At 63.4% G+C, this 19,369-nt stretch carries 23 protein-coding genes; 8 read left to right on the top strand and 15 right to left on the bottom strand.

The genetic code is table 11. The annotated features are described in order from the left end of the window. The 11 genes from SO139_RS28555 to urtA all read right to left on the bottom strand — a co-directional run bounded on the left by SO139_RS28555 (position 1) and on the right by urtA (position 9,929). Positions 1-300, bottom strand: a complete 300-nt coding sequence (locus tag SO139_RS28555; protein WP_449382687.1) for a putative quinol monooxygenase — start codon at positions 298-300, stop codon at positions 1-3. A gap of 128 nt (positions 301-428) precedes the next feature. Next, on the bottom strand, positions 429-2,144 hold the full coding sequence (gene ureC, locus SO139_RS28550) for an urease subunit alpha (protein ID WP_449382688.1): 1,716 nt from the start codon (positions 2,142-2,144) through the stop codon (positions 429-431). Positions 2,145-2,178: 34 nt separating this feature from the next. Further along, on the bottom strand, positions 2,179-2,718 hold the full coding sequence (locus tag SO139_RS28545) for an HD domain-containing protein (RefSeq protein ID WP_449382689.1): 540 nt from the start codon (positions 2,716-2,718) through the stop codon (positions 2,179-2,181). A 57-nt stretch (positions 2,719-2,775) separates the two neighbouring features. Continuing rightward, on the bottom strand, positions 2,776-3,081 hold the full coding sequence (locus SO139_RS28540) for an urease subunit beta (protein ID WP_449382690.1): 306 nt from the start codon (positions 3,079-3,081) through the stop codon (positions 2,776-2,778). 9 nt (positions 3,082-3,090) lie between these two features. Further along, positions 3,091-3,393, bottom strand: a complete 303-nt coding sequence (locus SO139_RS28535) for an urease subunit gamma (protein WP_449382691.1) — start codon at positions 3,391-3,393, stop codon at positions 3,091-3,093. A 24-nt stretch (positions 3,394-3,417) separates the two neighbouring features. Next, positions 3,418-4,248 carry an urease accessory protein UreD gene (locus tag SO139_RS28530; protein ID WP_449382692.1) on the bottom strand — a complete coding sequence of 277 codons (831 nt, stop codon included), beginning with the start codon at positions 4,246-4,248 and terminating at the stop codon, positions 3,418-3,420. Positions 4,249-4,283: 35 nt separating this feature from the next. Further along, positions 4,284-4,979: an urea ABC transporter ATP-binding subunit UrtE gene (gene urtE, locus SO139_RS28525; RefSeq protein WP_449382693.1), complete on the bottom strand. Its 696-nt coding sequence runs from the start codon at positions 4,977-4,979 to the stop codon at positions 4,284-4,286. A gap of 3 nt (positions 4,980-4,982) precedes the next feature. Further along, positions 4,983-5,744 carry an urea ABC transporter ATP-binding protein UrtD gene (gene urtD, locus SO139_RS28520; RefSeq protein WP_449382694.1) on the bottom strand — a complete coding sequence of 254 codons (762 nt, stop codon included), beginning with the start codon at positions 5,742-5,744 and terminating at the stop codon, positions 4,983-4,985. Beyond that, entirely contained in the window at positions 5,741-6,919 is a 1,179-nt protein-coding gene (urtC, locus tag SO139_RS28515) for an urea ABC transporter permease subunit UrtC (RefSeq protein WP_449382695.1), read from the bottom strand. Before urtC ends, urtD begins: the two co-directional genes overlap by 4 nt. After that, positions 6,916-8,523 carry an urea ABC transporter permease subunit UrtB gene (gene urtB / locus SO139_RS28510; RefSeq protein WP_449382696.1) on the bottom strand — a complete coding sequence of 536 codons (1,608 nt, stop codon included), beginning with the start codon at positions 8,521-8,523 and terminating at the stop codon, positions 6,916-6,918. The genes urtC and urtB overlap by 4 nt, the downstream gene beginning before the upstream one ends. 83 nt (positions 8,524-8,606) lie before the next feature. Next, on the bottom strand, positions 8,607-9,929 hold the full coding sequence (urtA, locus tag SO139_RS28505; protein ID WP_449382697.1) for an urea ABC transporter substrate-binding protein: 1,323 nt from the start codon (positions 9,927-9,929) through the stop codon (positions 8,607-8,609). 523 nt (positions 9,930-10,452) lie between these two features. Between urtA and SO139_RS28500 the strand changes: the two genes are divergently transcribed. The 3 genes from SO139_RS28500 (at position 10,453) to SO139_RS28490 (ending at position 12,709) form a co-directional block, all read left to right on the top strand. Then, a complete protein-coding gene (locus tag SO139_RS28500; RefSeq protein ID WP_449382698.1) occupies positions 10,453-11,913 on the top strand; it encodes a DEAD/DEAH box helicase in 1,461 nt (486 codons plus the stop codon). 24 nt (positions 11,914-11,937) lie between these two features. After that, on the top strand, positions 11,938-12,228 hold the full coding sequence (infA, locus tag SO139_RS28495; protein WP_027521693.1) for a translation initiation factor IF-1: 291 nt from the start codon (positions 11,938-11,940) through the stop codon (positions 12,226-12,228). Between the two features lie 268 nt (positions 12,229-12,496). Beyond that, positions 12,497-12,709 (top strand): cold-shock protein, encoded by a 213-nt coding sequence (locus SO139_RS28490; protein WP_011084262.1) that lies wholly within the window; start codon positions 12,497-12,499, stop codon positions 12,707-12,709. Between the two features lie 86 nt (positions 12,710-12,795). On the opposite strand, the gene SO139_RS28485 is transcribed toward SO139_RS28490, so the two are convergent. From SO139_RS28485 to SO139_RS28470, 4 genes are all read right to left on the bottom strand, one after another. Further along, the gene (locus SO139_RS28485) at positions 12,796-13,377 is read right to left on the bottom strand and encodes a TadE/TadG family type IV pilus assembly protein (protein WP_449382699.1); all 582 of its coding nucleotides are present in this window, start codon (positions 13,375-13,377) and stop codon (positions 12,796-12,798) included. A 23-nt stretch (positions 13,378-13,400) separates the two neighbouring features. Beyond that, positions 13,401-13,988 carry a TadE family protein gene (locus SO139_RS28480; protein WP_449382700.1) on the bottom strand — a complete coding sequence of 196 codons (588 nt, stop codon included), beginning with the start codon at positions 13,986-13,988 and terminating at the stop codon, positions 13,401-13,403. Positions 13,989-14,130: 142 nt separating this feature from the next. After that, entirely contained in the window at positions 14,131-14,628 is a 498-nt protein-coding gene (locus SO139_RS28475; protein WP_449382701.1) for a pilus assembly protein N-terminal domain-containing protein, read from the bottom strand. Between the two features lie 193 nt (positions 14,629-14,821). After that, complete coding sequence (locus SO139_RS28470) at positions 14,822-15,649, bottom strand: sterol desaturase family protein (protein ID WP_449382702.1); 828 nt, start codon at positions 15,647-15,649, stop codon at positions 14,822-14,824. 284 nt (positions 15,650-15,933) lie between these two features. Here SO139_RS28470 and SO139_RS28465 point away from each other — a divergent pair, with 284 nt between their 5' ends. The 5 genes from SO139_RS28465 to SO139_RS28445 all read left to right on the top strand — a co-directional run bounded on the left by SO139_RS28465 (position 15,934) and on the right by SO139_RS28445 (position 19,353). After that, complete coding sequence (locus tag SO139_RS28465) at positions 15,934-16,098, top strand: Flp family type IVb pilin (RefSeq protein WP_027521689.1); 165 nt, start codon at positions 15,934-15,936, stop codon at positions 16,096-16,098. Positions 16,099-16,174: 76 nt separating this feature from the next. Then, positions 16,175-16,309 carry a hypothetical protein gene (locus SO139_RS28460; RefSeq protein ID WP_449382721.1) on the top strand — a complete coding sequence of 45 codons (135 nt, stop codon included), beginning with the start codon at positions 16,175-16,177 and terminating at the stop codon, positions 16,307-16,309. Positions 16,310-16,407: 98 nt separating this feature from the next. After that, on the top strand, positions 16,408-16,932 hold the full coding sequence (locus tag SO139_RS28455; RefSeq protein ID WP_449382703.1) for an A24 family peptidase: 525 nt from the start codon (positions 16,408-16,410) through the stop codon (positions 16,930-16,932). Between the two features lie 127 nt (positions 16,933-17,059). Beyond that, on the top strand, positions 17,060-17,860 hold the full coding sequence (cpaB, locus tag SO139_RS28450; RefSeq protein WP_449382704.1) for a Flp pilus assembly protein CpaB: 801 nt from the start codon (positions 17,060-17,062) through the stop codon (positions 17,858-17,860). Positions 17,861-17,877: 17 nt separating this feature from the next. Then, entirely contained in the window at positions 17,878-19,353 is a 1,476-nt protein-coding gene (locus SO139_RS28445) for a type II and III secretion system protein family protein (protein ID WP_449382720.1), read from the top strand. Positions 19,354-19,369 lie beyond the last annotated feature (16 nt).

Raw genomic sequence — 19,369 nt, 5'->3', positions numbered from 1 at the left:
TTACCGAGTCTCGACCTTTTCCGGCGTGATCACTTCCACCTTCGGCGGCGCCGCAAAGCACTTCACCGCGACGCGGCCGAAGGTCTTCACGTGCTCCATGGCACGATGCGGCACCAGCGCCTCGGCATTCTCCCACTGCTCGACGAACACCATCTTGGTGTGATCGGTGATGCTCTCGTGCAGATCATAGGCGATATTGTCGGGCTCCTTCCGCGTCTCCTTGATGCAGGCGGTGGCCGCTGCAATGAATTCGGCGCGCGTTTCGGGCTTGATGGTCAAGGTGGCAACGACGTAGATCACGAGAAATCCTCCCGGCTTTTCTTCTGGTTCAAGATACCGGGCGTGACATTAGACCAAGCGCGACGAGACGCAAAACCGGAAAATGCGCCCTCGGACAGGCTCCGAGGGCGCAGCGTTCGACGGTAATTTCAGTACATGAAATACCGCTGCGCCATCGGCAGCACCTCGGCGGGCGCGCAGGTGAGAAGCTCGCCGTCGGCGCGCACCTCATAGGTCTCCGGATCGACCTCGATACTGGGCGTGGCGTCGTTGTGAACCATGCTCTTCTTGGAGATCTTGCCGCGGGTGTTCTGGACGGCATAGAGCTTCTTGTCGATGCCGAGCTTTCGCGCGAGGCCGCCGGTGACCGCGGCCTTCGAGGTGAAGACGACGGATGATGCCGTGCGCGCCTTGCCAAAGGCTCCGAACATCGGCTGGTAATGCACCGGCTGCGGCGTCGGGATCGAGGCGTTGGGATCACCCATGGGAGCAGCGACGATCGTTCCGCCCTTGACGATGCAGTCCGGCTTGACGCCGAAGAAGGCCGGCGACCACAGCACGAGATCGGCGAGCTTGCCCTTCTCAACCGAACCGATCAGTTTTGAGACGCCATGAGCGATCGCGGGATTGATCGTGTATTTCGCGATGTAGCGCTTGACGCGAAAGTTGTCGTTGTCCTTGCCCTTGTCCTGCGGCAGGGACCCGCGCTGCTTTTTCATCTTGTCGGCCGTCTGCCAGGTGCGGATGATGACCTCGCCGAGCCGGCCCATGGCCTGCGAGTCCGAGGACATCATCGAGAGCGCGCCGAGGTCATGCAGGATATCTTCGGCCGCGATGGTCTCCTTGCGGATGCGGCTCTCGGCAAATGCGAGGTCTTCGGCGATCGAGGGATCGAGGTGGTGGCACACCATCAGCATGTCCAGATGCTCGTCGATGGTGTTGCGGGTGAAGGGGCGCGTCGGATTGGTCGAGGACGGCAGCACGTTCTTCAGGCCCGCGACCTTGATGATGTCGGGGGCATGACCGCCGCCGGCGCCCTCGGTGTGGAAGGCGTGGATGGTGCGGCCCTTGAAGGCCTTGATCGTATCCTCGACGAAGCCGGACTCGTTCAGCGTATCGGAATGCAGCATGACCTGGACGTCGTAGTCGTCGGCAACCGAAAGGCAGTTGTCGATCGCCGCCGGCGTCGTGCCCCAGTCCTCATGCAGCTTGAGAGCGCAGGCGCCGGCTTTGATCATCTCGACCAACGCTGCGGGCCGCGAGGCGTTGCCCTTGCCGGAAATGCCGAGGTTGACCGGGAAGGCGTCGAATGACTGGATCATCCGCCCGATGTGCCACGGACCCGGCGTACACGTGGTGGCGAACGTGCCGTGCGAGGGACCGGTGCCGCCGCCCAGCATCGAGGTGACGCCGCTCATCAGCGCGTGCTCGATCTGCTGCGGGCAGATGAAATGGATGTGGCTGTCGAAGCCGCCGGCCGTAAGGATCTTGCCTTCGCCGGCAATCACGTCGGTGCCGGGGCCGATGACGATGGTCACGCCGGGCTGGATATCCGGGTTACCCGCCTTGCCGATCGCAGAGATCATGCCATCCTTGATCGCCACGTCGGCCTTGACGATGCCCCAGTGGTCGATGATCAGCGCGTTGGTGATAACCGTGTCGGCCGCGCCCTGCTTGTTGGTGACCTGGGACTGCCCCATGCCGTCGCGGATCACCTTGCCGCCGCCGAACTTCACCTCCTCGCCATAGATGGTGAAATCCTTCTCGACCTCGATGACGAGATCAGTGTCGGCCAGCCGCACCTTGTCGCCGGTGGTCGGGCCGAACATGTCGGCATAGACGGAACGCTTCATCTTGACGGACATCACGAGCCCCGTTTGCATTTGAATGTTTGGCCGGTCACAGCGAGGCCCTCGCTGCTTTCACGGCATCGTCGAATTTCGCATCGAGCCATTGATTGCCGCCGCGGCAACCGGCGACCACCTGCTCGGCCCAGCCGGTATAGTCGACGAGATCGTCGCGCTCCTCGCGGCTCGGGTCGGCATGAATGCGCGCGCCGATATTGCTGATCTTGTCGGCGATCTTGATCAGTTTTGCGCCGGCGGATTTGTGAGGAGCGTCCTCGACCTGCTTTTGCCGCCGCTTGGCTTTCGGCAAGTTCATGTCGTCGGTGCACTCGACGACGAGCAAGGCAACGCGATCGGAGAATTTCTCCGCCAGCTCCTCGCGCGTGGTGTCGGTGTCCTCGATCGTGTCGTGCAGCCAGCCGGCGGCGACGAGCTCGGCATCCGCACCATCGGTCGCGTTGGCGAGCAGGTTCGCGACCTCGGCAAGATGATTGACGTAAGGTTCATTCCCTCGCCCCTTGCGCGCCATCCCGTTGTGGCGGTGCGCGGCGAATTCGCCAGCTTCAGAGACAAGACGGATTGGCGAGAGCATGGCGGGATCCTCCGTTTCGCTCTCAACCGTGCCGTCGCACGCTTCGTTCCTGGAGGCTCACAGCTTCCCCATCACGTCGCCGCGAAAGCCGTAGATGGTTTTCTTGCCGGCGAGCGCGACGAGCTGGACGTCGCGGGTCTGGCCGGGCTCGAAGCGGACGGCGGTGCCTGCGGCGATGTCGAGGCGCATGCCGCGGGCCTTCTTGCGATCGAACTTCAAGGCTGGATTGGTTTCGAAGAAATGATAGTGCGAGCCGACCTGGATCGGGCGGTCGCCGGCGTTGGCGACGGTCAGCGTGACGGTCTTGCGGCCCGCGTTGAGCTCGATCTCGCCGTCCTTGATGAAGAGTTCGCCGGGGATCATGCTCTGCTCCTACCTGATCGGCTCATGCACGGTGACGAGCTTCGTCCCGTCCGGGAACGTCGCTTCGACCTGGATGTCTTGGATCATCTCGGGGATGCCCGGCATCACCTGGTCGCGGGTCAGGACCTGCGCGCCGGCCTGCATCAACTCGGCGACGGTGCGGCCGTCACGCGCTCCTTCCAGAATGAAATCGGAGATGATCGCGATCGCCTCGGGGTGGTTGAGCTTGACGCCGCGCTCGAGCCTGCGCCGCGCCACGATGGCAGCCATCGAGACCAGAAGCTTGTCCTTTTCGCGGGGAGACAGGTTCATGCAAAATCTCTGTTCGTGAGTTCGTCAATTCAGCCACAGCCGCGGCAGAGCGGCGCCGGTGCGTGCCAGCACCGCCATCATGTCGGCGCGCAGGCGCGCCGCATCTTGGGCACAGAACCGCGCCATTGCAAAGCCATTCCAGGCGGATATCCCGACCTCGCCGGCGAAAGATTCCGAGGCTTCCCTGATGCGCTCGACCAGGGCCTCATCGCCGGGGACGATCAGCGCGGTGCCGATCGCAGCACCGCCCTTGGCGACGGCAGGGCGCGCCAGCTTGAGACCGATATCGCCGTCGAGCCTGACTGTCTCGGCGAACACCAGCCGGCCGCCGCGGCGCATCCGCCAGCGGTCGACGAACTCGCCCTGCTCCACGCGCTCGCCCATCGCGGTGCGGCCGAACACCACGATCTCGCAAAGCAGGAGCGAGGCCGACTCATCGAGCTCGATGTCGAAGCGGCGATGGACACGAGCGCGATCGAACAGGATCGTCTCCTGGGGCAGCCAGCCGAGATGTGCGCCCGCGGCGGCCTTAAGGGCAATATTGAGCTTCGCCGGCGCGCCGGGCGCGCGATAGACCTTCTCGGCTGCCGCCGTGGTCAGCGTCAGGCGCGAGCCATGGCCCGCTGCGATTTCGATATCAAAGCGGTCTCCGCCCGCAACGCCACCGGCCGTGTTCACGAACACGCCCGAGAGCCCCTCGCCTTCCGGCGAAGGAAAACGCACGCGCAAGGAGCCGGACTCATGCAGCGCCCCGCGGCGCGTTACGCCGTCGCGCGCGTGGACGTCGAAGCGCACCGCGCCGCGGGCGCGGTTCGCTTCGAACACCATGGACGTGGCTGATAGTTCGCTGCGCATCCGCCTCCCCAGCCGGTCGCGGCAGAATGAAAGGCTTACAGCGCCATCTGGCGGCTGATCTCGCCCGGATCGAGGTTGGAGCGGTCGCAGGTGTATTTCACCGCGCCGCGGTCCATCACCGCAAAACTGTCGCCGAGTTCGCAGGCAAAGTCGAGATATTGTTCGACCAGCACGATGGCGATGTTGCCGAGGTTGCGCAGGTAGGAGATCGCGCGGCCGATATCCTTGATGATCGAGGGCTGGATGCCCTCGGTCGGCTCGTCGAGCAGCAGCAATTTCGGCCGCATCACCAGCGCACGGCCGATCGCGAGCTGTTGCTGCTGGCCGCCCGAGAGGTCGCCGCCGCGCCGGCCGAGCATGGATTGCAGCACCGGAAACAGCGAGAACACGTCGTCGGGGATGAAGCGCTCGTCGCGCTTGAGCGGGCCGAAGCCGGTCTTGAGATTTTCCTCAACCGTCAGCAGCGGAAAGATCTCGCGGCCCTGCGGCACGAAGCCGATGCCCTTGCGCGCGCGCTCGTAAGGCTTGAGCGCGGTGATATCGCCGCCGTCGAACACGATCGCGCCCGAGGAGATCGGATACTGGCCGACCATGGCGCGTAGCAGCGAGGTCTTGCCGACGCCGTTGCGCCCGAGCACGCAAGTGACCTTGCCCGGCTCGGCTGCGATCGAGACTCCGCGCAGCGCCTGGGCCGCGCCGTAAAAGAGATTGATGTCCTTGACCTCAAGCATCGCTCAGCGTCCCAGATAGACTTCGATGACCCGCTCGTTGGACGAGACCTGGTCGATGGTACCTTCGGCAAGCACCGAGCCTTCGTGCAGGCAGGTGACCTTCACGCCCAATTCGCGGACAAAAGTCATGTCATGCTCGACCACCATCACGGTGTGGGTCTTGTTGATCTCCTTGAGCAGCTCGGCGGTGAGATGCGTCTCGACGTCGGTCATGCCCGCGACGGGCTCGTCGACCAGCAGCAGCTTTGGATCCTGCGCCAGCAGCATGCCGATCTCCAGCCACTGCTTCTGGCCATGGCTGAGGCTGCCGGCAAGGCGCCCCCGCGCATCGGTGAGACGGATGGTCTCCAGCACCTTGTCGATGCGCTCGGATTCCGCCTTGCTGCCGCTCCAGAACAGCGTGCCGCGGACCGAGTGGTCGACGTTGAGCGCGAGCAAAAGATTGTCCTCGACCGTCTGACTCTCGAACACGGTCGGCTTCTGGAATTTGCGACCGATGCCGAGCTCGGCAATGCGGGTCTCGTCGAGACGCGTCAGATCGGTGACGCCGTCGAACAGCACGGTGCCCTCGTCCGGCTTGGTCTTGCCGGTGATGATGTCCATCATCGTGGTCTTGCCGGCGCCGTTCGGGCCGATGATCGCACGCATCTCGCCGGGCGCGAGCGTCAGCGACAAATTGTTGATGGCGTGGAAGCCGTCGAACGAGACGTGCACGCCGTCGAGATAGAGCATCGCGGAGGTCGCGCGGGTATCCATGACGTTCATTTCCGCTGCTCCGCCAACTTCGGTTCGCTGACGCCGTCCTCTCGCGCTGCGCTCTCGGTGGTTGCCGCCGGGCGCTTCGCCTTGAACGGCTCCCACCAGGAATTGAAGGTGCCGACGATGCCCTTGGGCAGCAGCAGCGTCACCAGGATGAACAGCGCACCCAGCATGAACAGCCAGTACGGCGCGAGCATGCCCGAGGTGAAGAACGTCTTGGCATAGTTGACGACGACGGCGCCGAGCGCCGCGCCGACAAGGGTGCCGCGGCCGCCGACCGCGACCCAGATCACCGCCTCGATCGAGTTGCCCGGCGCGAATTCGGATGGGTTGATGATGCCGACCTGCGGAACGTAGAGCGCACCGGCGACGCCGGCCATGCAGGCCGACACCGTGAACACGAACAGCTTGTAGGATTCGACGCGGTAGCCGAGGAAGCGCGTGCGCGATTCCGCGTCGCGGATCGCGATCAGCACCTTGCCGAGCTTGGACGTGACGATCGCCCGGCAGATCAGGAAGCCAGCGATCAGAGCGAGACAGCTCAGCGCGAACAGCGTGGCGCGCGTGCCCTCCGCCTGCACGTTGAAGCCAAGGATGTCCTTGAAGTCGGTCAGGCCGTTGTTGCCGCCGAAGCCGAAATCGTTGCGGAAGAAACCGAGCAGGAGCGCATAGGTCATCGCCTGCGTGATGATCGACAGGTACACGCCGGTGACGCGCGAGCGAAAGGCGAGCCAGCCGAAGCAGAAGGCGAGCAGGCCGGGCACGAACAGCACCATCAGGGCGGCGAACCAGAACATGTCGAAGCCGTACCAGTACCAGGGCAGCTTCTGCCAGTTCAGGAACACCATGAAGTCGGGCAGGATCGGGTTTCCATAGACGCCGCGGGTACCGATCTGGCGCATCAGGTACATGCCCATGGCATAGCCGCCGAGCGCGAAGAACGCGCCATGGCCGAGCGAGAGGATGCCGCAATAGCCCCAGATCAGGTCGATCGACAGCGCCAGAATGGCGTAGCAGACATACTTGCCCCAGAGCGCCACCAGATAGGTCGGCACCTGGAAGAACGAGCCCGCGGGCAACAGCAGGTTGGAGAGCGGAATCAGGATGCCGCAGGCGGCGACGATGGCGAGAAACAGCGTCGCGCCGCGGTCGAGCGATCGCGTGAGCATGTGAGGGGTCATGCTTCCACCGCACGGCCCTTGAGCGCGAACAGGCCGCGCGGGCGCTTTTGAATGAACAGGATGATCAGCACCAGGATCGCGATCTTGCCGAGCACGGCGCCGGCGACCGGCTCCAGGAACTTGTTGGCGATGCCGAGCGTGAATGCGCCGACCAGTGTGCCCCAGAGATTTCCGACCCCGCCGAACACCACGACCATGAAGCTGTCGATGATGTAGCTCTGGCCGAGATTGGGGCTGACGTTGTCGATCTGCGACAGCGCAACGCCGGCGATGCCGGCAATGCCTGAGCCGAGGCCGAAGGTCAGCGCGTCGACGCGCGAGGTGGCGATGCCCATCGAGGCCGCCATGCGGCGGTTCTGCGTCACCGCGCGCATTTCGAGACCGAGCGCGGTGTAGCGCAGCATCGCAAGCAGGATCGCAAACACCGCGAGCGTGAAGCAGAGTATCCAGAGCCTGTTATAGGTGATGGTGATCTGGCCGAGCTCGAAGGCGCCGCTCATCCAGGAAGGATTGCCGACCTCGCGGTTGGTCGGACCGAACGCAGTGCGCACCGCTTGCTGCAGCACCAGGGACAGGCCCCAGGTCGCGAGCAGCGTTTCGAGCGGGCGACCGTAGAGGAAGCGGATGATGCTGCGCTCGATCAAGACGCCGATCGCGCCCGACACCAGGAAGGCGAGCGGCACGGCGATCAGCAGCGAATAGTCGAACAGAGCGGGATAGCGGGTGCGGATCACCTCCTGCACCACGAAGGTGGTGTAGGCGCCCAGCATCACCATCTCGCCATGGGCCATGTTGATGACGCCCATCACGCCGAAGGTGATGGCAAGGCCGATCGCGGCGAGCAGCAGCACCGAGCCGAGCGAGAGGCCGTACCAGGCGTTCTGCACCGTGGACCAAACCGCGAGCGAGCTCTGGATCGAGCCGATCGCGCCCGCCGCGGCCTTGGTCACCGAAGCCGGCTGGTCGCCCATGCCGGTCAGCAGTGCCAACGCTTCCTGGTCGCCGCGCCCCTTGAGGATGGCGACGGCTTCGAGCTTCTCGACTTCGGTCGCGTCGGATTTGAACAATAGGATCGCCGCACGCGCTTCGCCGAGCGCGGCCTTGGCGGATTTGTTGGTTTCCTTGGCAAGCGCGGCATCGACGGCATCGAGCGCCGTCTCCTCATGCGACTTGAAGACGGATTGCGCGGCCTGGATGCGCGTCGAAAGATCCGGCGACTGGAGCGTCAGACTTCCGAGCGCGGCATCGACGCTGCGGCGCAGACGGTTGTTAAGCCGGACGGCGCTTGCGCTGTCGGGTACGCTCGCAACCGGCTGGCCGGTCGCGGCATCGATCGACTTGCCGTCGGTGCCGGTGACATAAACCTTCTTGCTGTCCGGATCGGCCATCAGACGGCCGTCCTGCAACGCGCTGATGATCGGAAAAGCGAGCGGATTGCCGCTGCTTGCGACCACGCCGATCGCTTCTTCGGTGTCGGAAAAATCGTCGTTGGCGAATTTGGCGACCGCATCCTCGAACGGACCGGCTAACGCCGGCAGCGCGAACGCGATCAGGAAAAACGAAAGCGCAAGCGTGCAGAGACGGGCTGGCAATTTTGCGAGCACTGTGAATTACCCCGGCAGAAATGGATGGAGAGGGCGGCGGGATCGCCGCCCTCTCCGTGTCGTCATATCATGTCAGACCTGGATCAGGAGCCCGAACCGAGGCACTTGTTGGTCTTGACGTTGTAGTTGCCGCACTTCTTCTCGACCCAGTCGCCGATCAGGTCCTTGGAGCCGTCGAGCTCCTTCGACCAGGCGTCGCCCGGAACGAGGCTCGGCGTCTTCCAGACCACGTCGAACTGGCCGTTGCCCTTGATCTCGCCGATGAACACCGGCTTGGTGATGTGGTGGTTCGGCAGCATCTTGGAGGTGCCACCGGTGAGGTTCGGCGCCTCGATGCCGGGAAGCGCATCGATCACCTTGTCCGGATCGGTCGACTTCACCTTCTCGACCGCCTTCACCCACATGTTGAAACCGATCACGTGCGCTTCCATCGGGTCGTTGGTGGTGCGCTTCGGGTTCTTGGTGTAGGCCTGCCACTCCTTGATGAACTTCTCGTTCGCCGGAGTCTTGATCGACTCGAAGTAGTTCCAGGCGGCGAGATGGCCGACCAGCGGCTTGGTGTCGATGCCGGCGAGCTCTTCCTCACCCACCGAGAACGCGACCACCGGGATGTCCTTGGCCTTGATGCCCTGGTTGCCGAGCTCCTTGTAGAAGGGAACGTTGGCGTCGCCGTTGATGGTCGAGACCACTGCGGTCTTCTTGCCGGCCGAGCCGAACTTCTTGATGTCGGCCACGATCGTCTGCCAGTCGGAGTGACCGAACGGCGTGTAGTTGATCATGATGTCTTCCTGGGCGACACCCTTCGACTTCAGGTAGGCTTCCAGGATCTTGTTGGTGGTACGCGGATAGACGTAGTCGGTGCCCGCGAGCACCCAGCGCTTCACCTTCTCTTCCTTCATCAGGTAGTCGACGGCGGGGATCGCCTGCTGGTTCGGCGCGGCACCCGTGTAGAACACGTTGCGCTCGCTCTCCTCACCCTCGTACTGCACGGGGTAGAACAGGATGTTGTTAAGCTCCTTGAAGACCGGGAGCACCGACTTGCGCGACACCGAGGTCCAGCAGCCGAACACGACGGCAACCTTGTCCTTGGTGATCAGCTCGCGCGCCTTCTCGGCGAACAGCGGCCAGTTCGAAGCGGGATCGACGACGACGGCCTCGAGCTTCTTGCCGAGCACGCCGCCCTTCTTGTTCTGCTCGTCGATCAGGAAGAGGATGGTATCTTTCAGCGTGGTCTCGCTGATGGCCATGGTGCCTGAGAGAGAATGCAGCACGCCGACCTTAATGGTGTCGTCTGCGGCCTTTGCGCCGGTAAAGGAAGCCAGACCCAGCATCAGTCCGGCGGTCGCGGCGAGCAAGCCGCGGCGGCTAAATGACGCCGCTATATCGTGAGTGGATTTAGTAAGCATGAGGTATCATCTCCCTGACGCAGACGTGAAAACGCTGCGAGACGGCCCCACGGCCGTCTGCGATTAACGGAATCGCAAGAACCGTGCCATGGGCCATGAGACGGCTAAGCTATTGATTTAGCACAATAAATTTGCCGGAACCAAGGATTTGCCACACTTGACCCGCCCAAATATTGGGCATGAAAAATGTATGCTTAAGCGGCAGACAGTCTGTTTTTTGATCAATAATCGACCGCTGTCTAAATTTCCGGCATAACTATTCGTGCACCGCAACGCCAGGCTGCGGCCGCGCCGTCTTGAAAGCGCCACCGGGATGCTTCATATGAGGGCCTGAGACCCGAATCATTCGAATGATCAACGGGTCGTAGCAAGCCGCGTGTTCTTAAGCCCGTTTGGGCCTCTGGCTTGCCCCTCTCATCAAGCAATCCGACACCCCAAACACGCAGGTGTCTTCTCGACACCCTTGCGCGCGCCACGCGGAAACAGCGTGGGCGTTCGCTTTTGACATTGGAAAGAACCTCTTTTGACTTCCTTTCAGGACTTCGGCCTGGCCGATCCCATTTCGCGCGCCCTCAAAGAAGAAAACTACGTCACGCCGACCCCCATTCAGGCCCAGACCATCCCCCTGGCATTGACCGGCCGGGACGTCGTCGGCATTGCCCAGACCGGCACCGGCAAGACCGCATCCTTCGCGCTACCGATCCTGCATCGCCTGCTGGACAACCGTGTCAAGCCGCAGCCCAAGACCTGCCGAGTGCTCGTGCTCTCGCCCACCCGCGAGCTGTCCGGCCAGATCCTCGACAGCTTCAACGCCTATGGCCGCCACATCCGCCTGACCTCGACACTCGCCATCGGCGGCGTGCCGATGGGCCGCCAGGTGCGCGCGCTGATGCCTGGTCTCGAGGTACTGGTGGCTACCCCTGGCCGCCTGCTCGACCTCGTGCAGAGCAACGGACTGAAGCTTTCGAGCGTCGAATTCCTCGTGCTCGACGAAGCCGACCGCATGCTCGACATGGGCTTCATCAACGACATCCGCAAAATCGTCGCCAAGCTGCCGATCAAGCGCCAGACGCTGTTCTTCTCGGCCACCATGCCGAAGGACATCGCCGAGCTCGCCGACTCCATGCTACGCGACCCCGCGCGCGTCGCCGTCACCCCGGTGTCCTCGACGGCGGAACGCATCCGCCAGCGGATCATCCAGGTGGATTTCTCCGCCAAGCCCGCATTCCTGACCAAGCTCCTGAAGGACGAGCCGATCGACCGCGCGCTGGTTTTCACCCGCACCAAGCACGGCGCCGACAAAGTCGTGAAGACGCTGGCCAAAGCCGGTATCGCCTCCAATGCCATCCACGGCAACAAGTCGCAGAACCATCGCGAGCGAACGCTGGCCCAGTTCCGCTCGGGTGAGATCCGCACGCTGGTGGCGACCGACATTGCCGCTCGCGGCATCGATGTCGACGGGATCAGCCACGTCATCAATTTTGACCTGCCGAACGTGCCGGAGACCTACGTCCACCGGATCGGCCGCACCGCGCGGGCCGGCGCAGACGGCACCGCAATCTCACTGGTCGCAGGCGGCGAGGAACTCAGCTATCTCCGCGACATCGAGCGCCTGATCCGCGTGGCGCTCCCGCGCGAGGATCATCGCACCGACGCCGGCCGCGAGACGGCGCATGCGCCGTCTGCTCCCGCAAAGCAGCATCGTCCGGGCCGCCCCGGTCCACGCCCGCAGGGCGCGCGGCATGGCGATGGACGACATGGCGACGCACGCCATGTGGATGGCAGGCCCGGCGACGGTCACAAGGCTTCAAAGGGGTCTCGCCGCCGCCGTTCCGGTGGTAAGATGAATTCGTCATCAAACGATCGGTCGGAACAGCGTCCCGCGCATAGCGCCGGCCAGTCTGATGGGATACAAGGCGTTGCGTTTTTACGCCGCGAGAGTCGCCCGAACGGTCGACCCAACCGCAAACCCTTTTCGCACTAGCCGTCCCACGACCTGGAGAAATTCATGGCTAAGGAAGAGCTGATCCAGTTCGAAGGACTGGTCACCGAAATCCTCCCCGACGCGCGCTACCGCGTGCAGCTCGACGCCGGGCACGAGATCGTCGCCTACACCGCCGGCAAGATGAAGAAGAACCGCATCAAGACGCTGGCGGGCGACCGCGTGACGGTGGAGATGTCGCCCTACGATCTGGAGAAGGGACGGCTGATTTTCCGCCACAAGGACGAGCGTCCGGGTCCGACCGGCGGCCCGCCGCGGGGCGGAGCGCAACGCGGCGGACAGTTCCGTCGCCGCTAAGGCTCGCGGCAGTGCCGCGATACGGAATTAAGATTCTGGTCTGATGCGATCTGCCGCCCGCCCGGGCGGCGGATCAAAAAATCGTGCACGTCAGGATTGTTTTGAAAACCCCTTTCCAATAAAATGAATTAATCGATTTTCGGCCGGACGACATTAGCATCCACCGGTACAGCCGGTTCAGACACGCTGACGACCCTTCCAGAAATTCGATCTAACCCGTCCGCGAAAGCGGGCATCGACACTATGTATCTGAGAAGGGACTACCCCCATGAGCATGGGAACCGTGAAGTGGTTTAACGCGACCAAGGGTTTTGGCTTCATCCAGCCCGACGACGGCGGCAAGGACGTGTTCGTGCACATCAGCGCCGTGGAACGTGCTGGCCTCGGTACGCTGCGCGAAGGCCAGAAGATCTCCTACGAGATCGTTGCCGATCGTCGGTCGGGCAAGTCGGCAGCCGACAATCTTCGCTCCGCTGGCTAAGACCGGCCCGCTCCAGGCGGATTTGAGCAAACGAAAAGGCCGTGCGTTGTGCGCGGCCTTTTTTCATGTCCGAAGATCGGAGACGCTCAGTAGGTCGTGCAGCTCGTCGACGGGCTGTAATAGACACAAGTCGATTGACGCGGGCGCGCATAGGCGACGTCGCTCAGCGTGATCGCGTTCTTGAGCGCGTAGCCGATCGTCGGCGTGTAGACGTAGCTGACCTCACTGAAGATCAGATAGGTGCCGCCGATCGCGAGCGTCGAAGGGATGCTCACCACCGAGGCCTGCGATCGCACCAAGGAACCCTTGCTCCATTGCACGCGCGCCACCTTGGTCGTGGGATCGACGTAGAGCTCGCTGATCGTCGCCGAGGTGACCGAGCTGTTGTAGTACGGTGTCATGATGCCGTAGGACGCCGCGAAGAAGTTGGTCATGTCGGTGTCGCCGACCGACGTCGATTGCGAGGTCAGGTCGGACAGCGTGCGCGCCATCATCGTGACCTTGCGGTCGATCGCGACTGCTGACGAGAACTCGACGGCACCGAAGAACAGCACCAGCATCAGCGGCACCACCACCGCGAACTCCGTCGCCGCCAACGCGCGGCTGTCGGCGCCGAAATCGCGCGCGCAGGAGGCGGCGTTTCGCCGGATTTTCGCAATCGCCCGCATGGTTCCGCTCGGATCCGTTGGCGTCAATTGGAGTAGGGTTCGTTCTTGAAGGCGGCCGTCGCGACCAGCAGGCGCTTGTTGCCCGCGAGATTCGAGATGTTGTAGCCCAGCCCGGTGACGAAGAGCGGCCACTGGTAGAACAGCCGGACGACCACGATGTCGCCGGCGCTCCCGGCGCTGTAGCCCATGTTCGTATCGAAATTGCCGGCCGAATCGATGTGGCTCGGCAGCGTGACTGCCGAGAACGACGAATAGCTCGAGACGTCGACGTAGAGGCTGCTGCAATCGAAGAACAGCGCCGGGATCTGGGTGCAGACGTAGCTCTTGAACGTCGTCTGCGTGCAGGCCGCCGCCACACCGGAGACCGCACAGGCCGACACCGAGCCGCTCTGCGCCTGGCCCGTCAGAACCGAGCGCGCGGCATCCTGCGTGACCGTCTCGAGCACCTGACTTGCGAAGAACATGATCGCGGTCTCGATGATCGCGAACAGCAGCGCGAAGAAGATCGGCGCGACCAGCGCGAACTCGACCGCCGCGGAGCCGCGGCGGTTGCGGCGCAAGCGCTGGAGCTGGCTGCGCAACGAAAACGTCCAGGCGGCGGGCGACGGCATTGAGAAAGACCCTGTGGCGGCAGTGAGACTCTGCCTCTCACATGAAACGAACGACTCGCCCGTTTCAGGCGGTCAAGATGTCCGTGAAGGATACCTTGCGCGTTTCGGGTCCGAGCGCGGCAACCAGGCCGCGGCCGGCGGCTTAGTTGGTCTTGGCCGCCGAACTGGCATTGCCGCTGGCCGAGTTGCTCAGCGTACCGGCCTGGCCGATCGTGTTGTTGAAATAGGCATCGCTGTCGCCGAGCGTCACGCGGCGCTGGCAGATCGGCATGCAGCTATAGGACTCGCGCTCGATGCCGCGATAGACGGTGACGAGCCGGTCGCTCGGTCCTTCGACCTGGATTTGCCGATCGACGAGGATCTCCCCACCGCGGTCCAGCGCGATGAAATTGGTGGCGCCGTAGCCCTTGCCGGTCACCACGATCATGCCGCCCGGCTGGAGCGTGACGTCTGCGATCAGGGGATTGCCAACCACGATGGTCGCGACCTTTCCAGGCAGCTTCACGAGCTTAGCCTGGTCGACATTGACGGCGATGGCGTCGCTGGTGGATTCGGCAAGACCGGCTGCCGGCAATGCCAGCACGGCGGCCGCAACCAGGACACAAACACGCGCGTGACGGCGCAGAAACTCTTTACGCATACTCTACCCCGGGACCTGACCTGGCCGGCTAAAGCGATACGAGGCGGAGCCGGCGCCCGACCCGGCTAAACTGACCTCAATTCATGAACGTTCCGCAAACGCGAGGGTTAAAGCCTGATGCGATCGGGCAAAAACCGTCGTGATGGAAATGCGCTGCACTCTCTGCGCTAACCCGGCCCTATCTTATCGCGCGTTAGCGCCGAAACGGATAGGCGAGCTGGCCGCCGATCTCGCTCGGCATTCCCGCTTCGTCCTTGCCATAGTCCTGCGGCAGCTCGTTCGCCGGCATCCGGAAGGTCCCGAACAGGATGTCCCAGAGCGGGAAGGTGCCGGCAAAATTGGTATTGCCGCCCTGCTCGAGCGAGGTGTGGTGCCAGCGGTGAAACACCGGGGTCGCCAGCACATATTTGAACGGTCCGAGCGTCCAGTTGAGATTGGCGTGCACGAAGGCGGAATGGAAGGTGGTGAACGGCCCGAGCCAGATCATCACGTTCGGCGAGATGCCGACGGTGAGCAACACGACGTCGACGCCGATCGTGCCGAGCACCAGATTCACCGGATGGAAACGCGCCGCCGAGATCCAGCCCAGCTCCTCCGAGGAATGATGGATCGCGTGGTACTTCCAGAATCCGCCACCGTGAAACAGCCGGTGCAGCCAGTACAGCATGAAATCCGACAGGACGAGGAACACCGCCGCCTGAGCCCATAGCGGCAGCTCCGACAGCGGGCCGTGACCGTTGTCGTAGAAGGCGATCAGCTCGTCGGGATCGTGGATGTTGAAGACGACTCCGGCGGCGACGATCAAGAGCCCGATCCGCATCGTGCGGGCGAACACCGGCACGAAGAACCAGTAGCAGATATCGGTGACGATCTCGCGCTTGCGCCACCAGGGCACGCCGGGATTACAGGCCCAGAAATGCTCGAGCACGGTGAAGACCACCGCGAGCGCCGCAGTAACGGGAATGACCTTTGCGATGGTTTCGCCGAGCATCAAGGCGACGTCCATGGGCAGGCTCGACATCGGCGTCTCATCTCTCATCTGTATCGGCTTTACGCCTACGCTTCGAAATTTAAGGGAGCGTGAAGCCGCTCTGCATATTGGCGGTCTTTGTTCCCGCGGACCGCAAATGCTTCGAATTTCGAATGCGCGCCTTAAGACGAAATTGACTCTGGTGAAAAGCATCACGCCAGAATCGAGTTTCCGTGATCAGGTTAACCGTACCGCAACGGCTCGGCTCTCATCCTCGCAACACTTGGAATTTGCGCCGAACGAGGCCACCCCACACCCACATGGAGTTTTTGCTCATGAAGAACCTGATTGCGCGTTTCGTGAAGGATGAATCCGGCGCCACTGCCATCGAGTACGGCCTGATCGCCGCCGGCATTGCGCTCGCGATCATCACCGTCGTCAACAACCTCGGCACCTCGCTGAACTCCAAGTTCGGCTCGATCAGCAGCTCGCTGAAGTAAGCGTCCGACGTGTTGCAGGAAGCCCCGGATACGTCCGGGGCTTTGTCTTTCCGGAAAGCCTCGAGTTCCAGTGGCGTTGCATAAGACCAGAACCGATGCCGTGTTCGAGACGGCAGCTTCCGCGCAAAGCGAGGCGCCGACCTATTGGGTCTGCCTTGCGCTGTTGCTCGCGCTGGTCGCGCTCGCGGCCCGGATCGCCAGCATCTGGTGATCTCCGCAGTACCCCGTTTCAGGTTTGTTTAACACTGACGACTAGAATACCGCGAGCTCCGATCCCGCGCCGGCCAGCGCTCCCTGAAGAAGCAGATCATGATCCTCGACCTCGCGCGCCTTCTGCTCTTCCCGGCCCTGGTGGCCTTCGCCGCCGCGAGCGACCTGCTCACGATGACCATCTCGAACCGAGTGTCGCTGGCGCTGGTCGCCGGCTTCTTCGTCCTTGCGCTCATAGGCGGCATGGCGCCTTACGACATGCTGACCCATGTCGGCGCCGGTGCCCTGATGCTGGTCATCACATTCTCCTGCTTTGCCATGGGCTGGATCGGCGGCGGCGACGCGAAAGTCGCAGCCTCCGTCGCGCTTTGGTTCGGCTTTACCCATCTGATGAACTTCCTGCTCTACGCCTCGCTGTTCGGCGGCGCGCTGACCTTGCTGCTGCTCCAGTTCCGGCAATGGCCGTTGCCTTACGGACTTGCCGGACAGGCCTGGCTCGCGCGGCTGCACGCCAAGGAAGGCGACATCCCCTACGGCATCGCGCTCGCGATCGGCGCGCTGATGGTCTATCCGGAGACGGAATGGGTGAAAGCGATTGATCTCGCTCACCTCGCGCTGCGCTGAACGCACCGGATAAACCCGGCGTTAAGCCGATTTAGATACGCCTCATTAACCATGCTTTGACGTTTAGCTGGTCAACTGCCATCACGGCGGCGGCAGCGTCGCGGCGTCTTGTGGAAAGTGAAGCGTAATGAATACCGCACGCATTGTCGTCCTGACGGTCGCTATCGGTGCCGGCGGCATCGCCGCGTACCTGGCGAGCGGGTCCGACAGCCCGTCGCCGCCCCCGGCCGCGCCGGTTGCTCAGCTTCCGACCGTCGACGTCCTGGTGGCCAAGTCCGACATCGGCCTCGGTCAAACCGTCAAGCCCGAAGACATGCAGTGGCAGACCTGGCCGACGGCGACCGCCAGCGCTGTCTTCATCCGCCGCAACGAACGTCCCGACGCCACCACCCAGATCACGGGCTCGATCGCCCGCGCGCCCTTCATCCAGGGCGAGCCGATCCGCGAGCAGAAGCTGGTGAAGGCCGAGGGGTCCGGCTTCATGGCTGCGATCCTGCGGAGCGGCATGCGCGCCGTCTCCACCGAAATCTCGGCAGAGACCGGCGCCGGCGGCTTCATTCTGCCCAATGACCGCGTCGACGTGCTGCTCACCCGGCGCGACAAGAATGCCGGCGCCAGCGCGGGCGGTGACGTCGTCAATTCCGAGATCCTCCTGTCCAACATCCGTGTTCTGGCGATCGACCAGGCGCCGAAGGAGAAGGACGGCCAGAACAGCGTCGTCGGCAAGACCGTGACGCTCGAACTAAAGCCGGAGCAGACCGAAACGCTGGCACGCGCGCGCCAGACCGGCACGCTGTCGCTGGCGCTGCGCAGCATCGCCGACATCAACGCCAAGAACGAGAACGAGGACGAGCCGGCGCGCAGGCGCGGCGAGACCGTCTCGGTCATTCGCTTCGGCATTCCGAGCCAGATGACCGCACAGAAGTGACGATGGGGGCCTTCGATATGAAATGCAGGGGCAATCGGGCGGCGTTGCGGACCAGCATGGTTCGCGCCCTGTCGTTTTCAGCCGCACTGGCACTGACGCTCAATCCGGCGCTCACCCCGGTCATCGCCGCCGACTATCGCAACGCGGCACCGATCGCGGCCGACGGCCAGATGAACGCGCGCTTCCTGTCGCTCGGCGTTGGCAAGTCGATCGTGATCGACCTGCCGCGCGATATCAAGGACGTGCTGGTCGCCGATCCCAAGATCGCCAACGCGGTGGTCCGCTCGGCGCAGCGCGCCTATATCATCGGCGCCGCCGTCGGCCAGACCAACATCGTGTTCTTCGATTCCGCCGGCCAGCAGATCGCGGCCTATGACATCGCGGTCAAGCGCGACCTCAACGGCATCCGCGCGGCGCTGAAGCAGGTCGCCCCCAACTCCGACATCCAGATCGACGGTCTCGCCGAGGGCGTCATTCTGACCGGCACTGCGGCAAATCCGATCGAGGCGCAGCAGGCCAACGACCTTGCCGTCCGCCTTGCCGGCGGCGCCGACAAGGTGGTGAACTCCATCGTGGTCCGCGGCCGCGACCAGGTCATGCTGAAGGTGACGGTCGCCGAAGTTGCGCGCAACATCGTCAAGCAGCTCGGCATCGACCTCTCCGCCAATCTCGCTTACGGCACCGCGGTCGTGAACTTCACCAACTCCAATCCGTTCACGGCCCTGGGCCGCAACCTGGTGTCCGGTAATAGCCTGAACACGTCGTTCGGCTCGACCCCCTCCGTGCAGGCGACGCTGCGCGCGATGGAAACCGCGGGCGTGATCCGCACGCTGGCCGAGCCGAACCTGACCGCGATCTCGGGCGAGTCGGCGACCTTCATCGCCGGTGGTGAATTCCCCGTGCCGGCGGGCTATGCCTGCGATCCGACAACGCACGTCTGTACCAACCAGATCAGCTTCAAGAAGTTCGGCATCTCGCTCAACTTCACCCCGGTGGTGCTGACCGAGGGCAAGATCAGCCTGCGCGTCATGACCGAGGTCTCGGAGCTCTCCAACGACAACTCGATCACGCTGTCGCAGGCGGTCTCATCGAGCACGACGAACTCGCTGACGGTGCCCTCGATCAGGACCCGGCGAGCGGAGACCACGCTGGAAATTCCGTCCGGCGGCGCGATGGCGATGGCAGGCCTGATCCAGGAGCAGACCAAGCAGGCGGTCAGTGGATTGCCCGGGCTGATGCAGCTCCCGGTGCTCGGCACGCTGTTCCGCAGCCGCGACTACGTCAACAACCAGACCGAGCTGATGGTTCTGGTGACGCCCTATATCGTACGCGCCGTCGCGCAGAAGGACCTGTCGCGTCCGGATGACGGCTTTGCCGCGCCTTCCGATCCACAGGCCGAGCTGCTCGGCAACATCAACCGCATCTACGGCGTTCCGGGCCGGGTCGATCCCGCACGGAATTATCGCGGCACCTACGGCTTCATCACCGACTGAGGCGGAACGGGGACTT

The organism is Bradyrhizobium sp. UFLA05-89 (assembly GCF_059803475.1).
The sequence above is the reverse complement of the archived record's forward strand: the minus strand, read 5'-3'. Positions and strand labels throughout refer to the sequence as shown.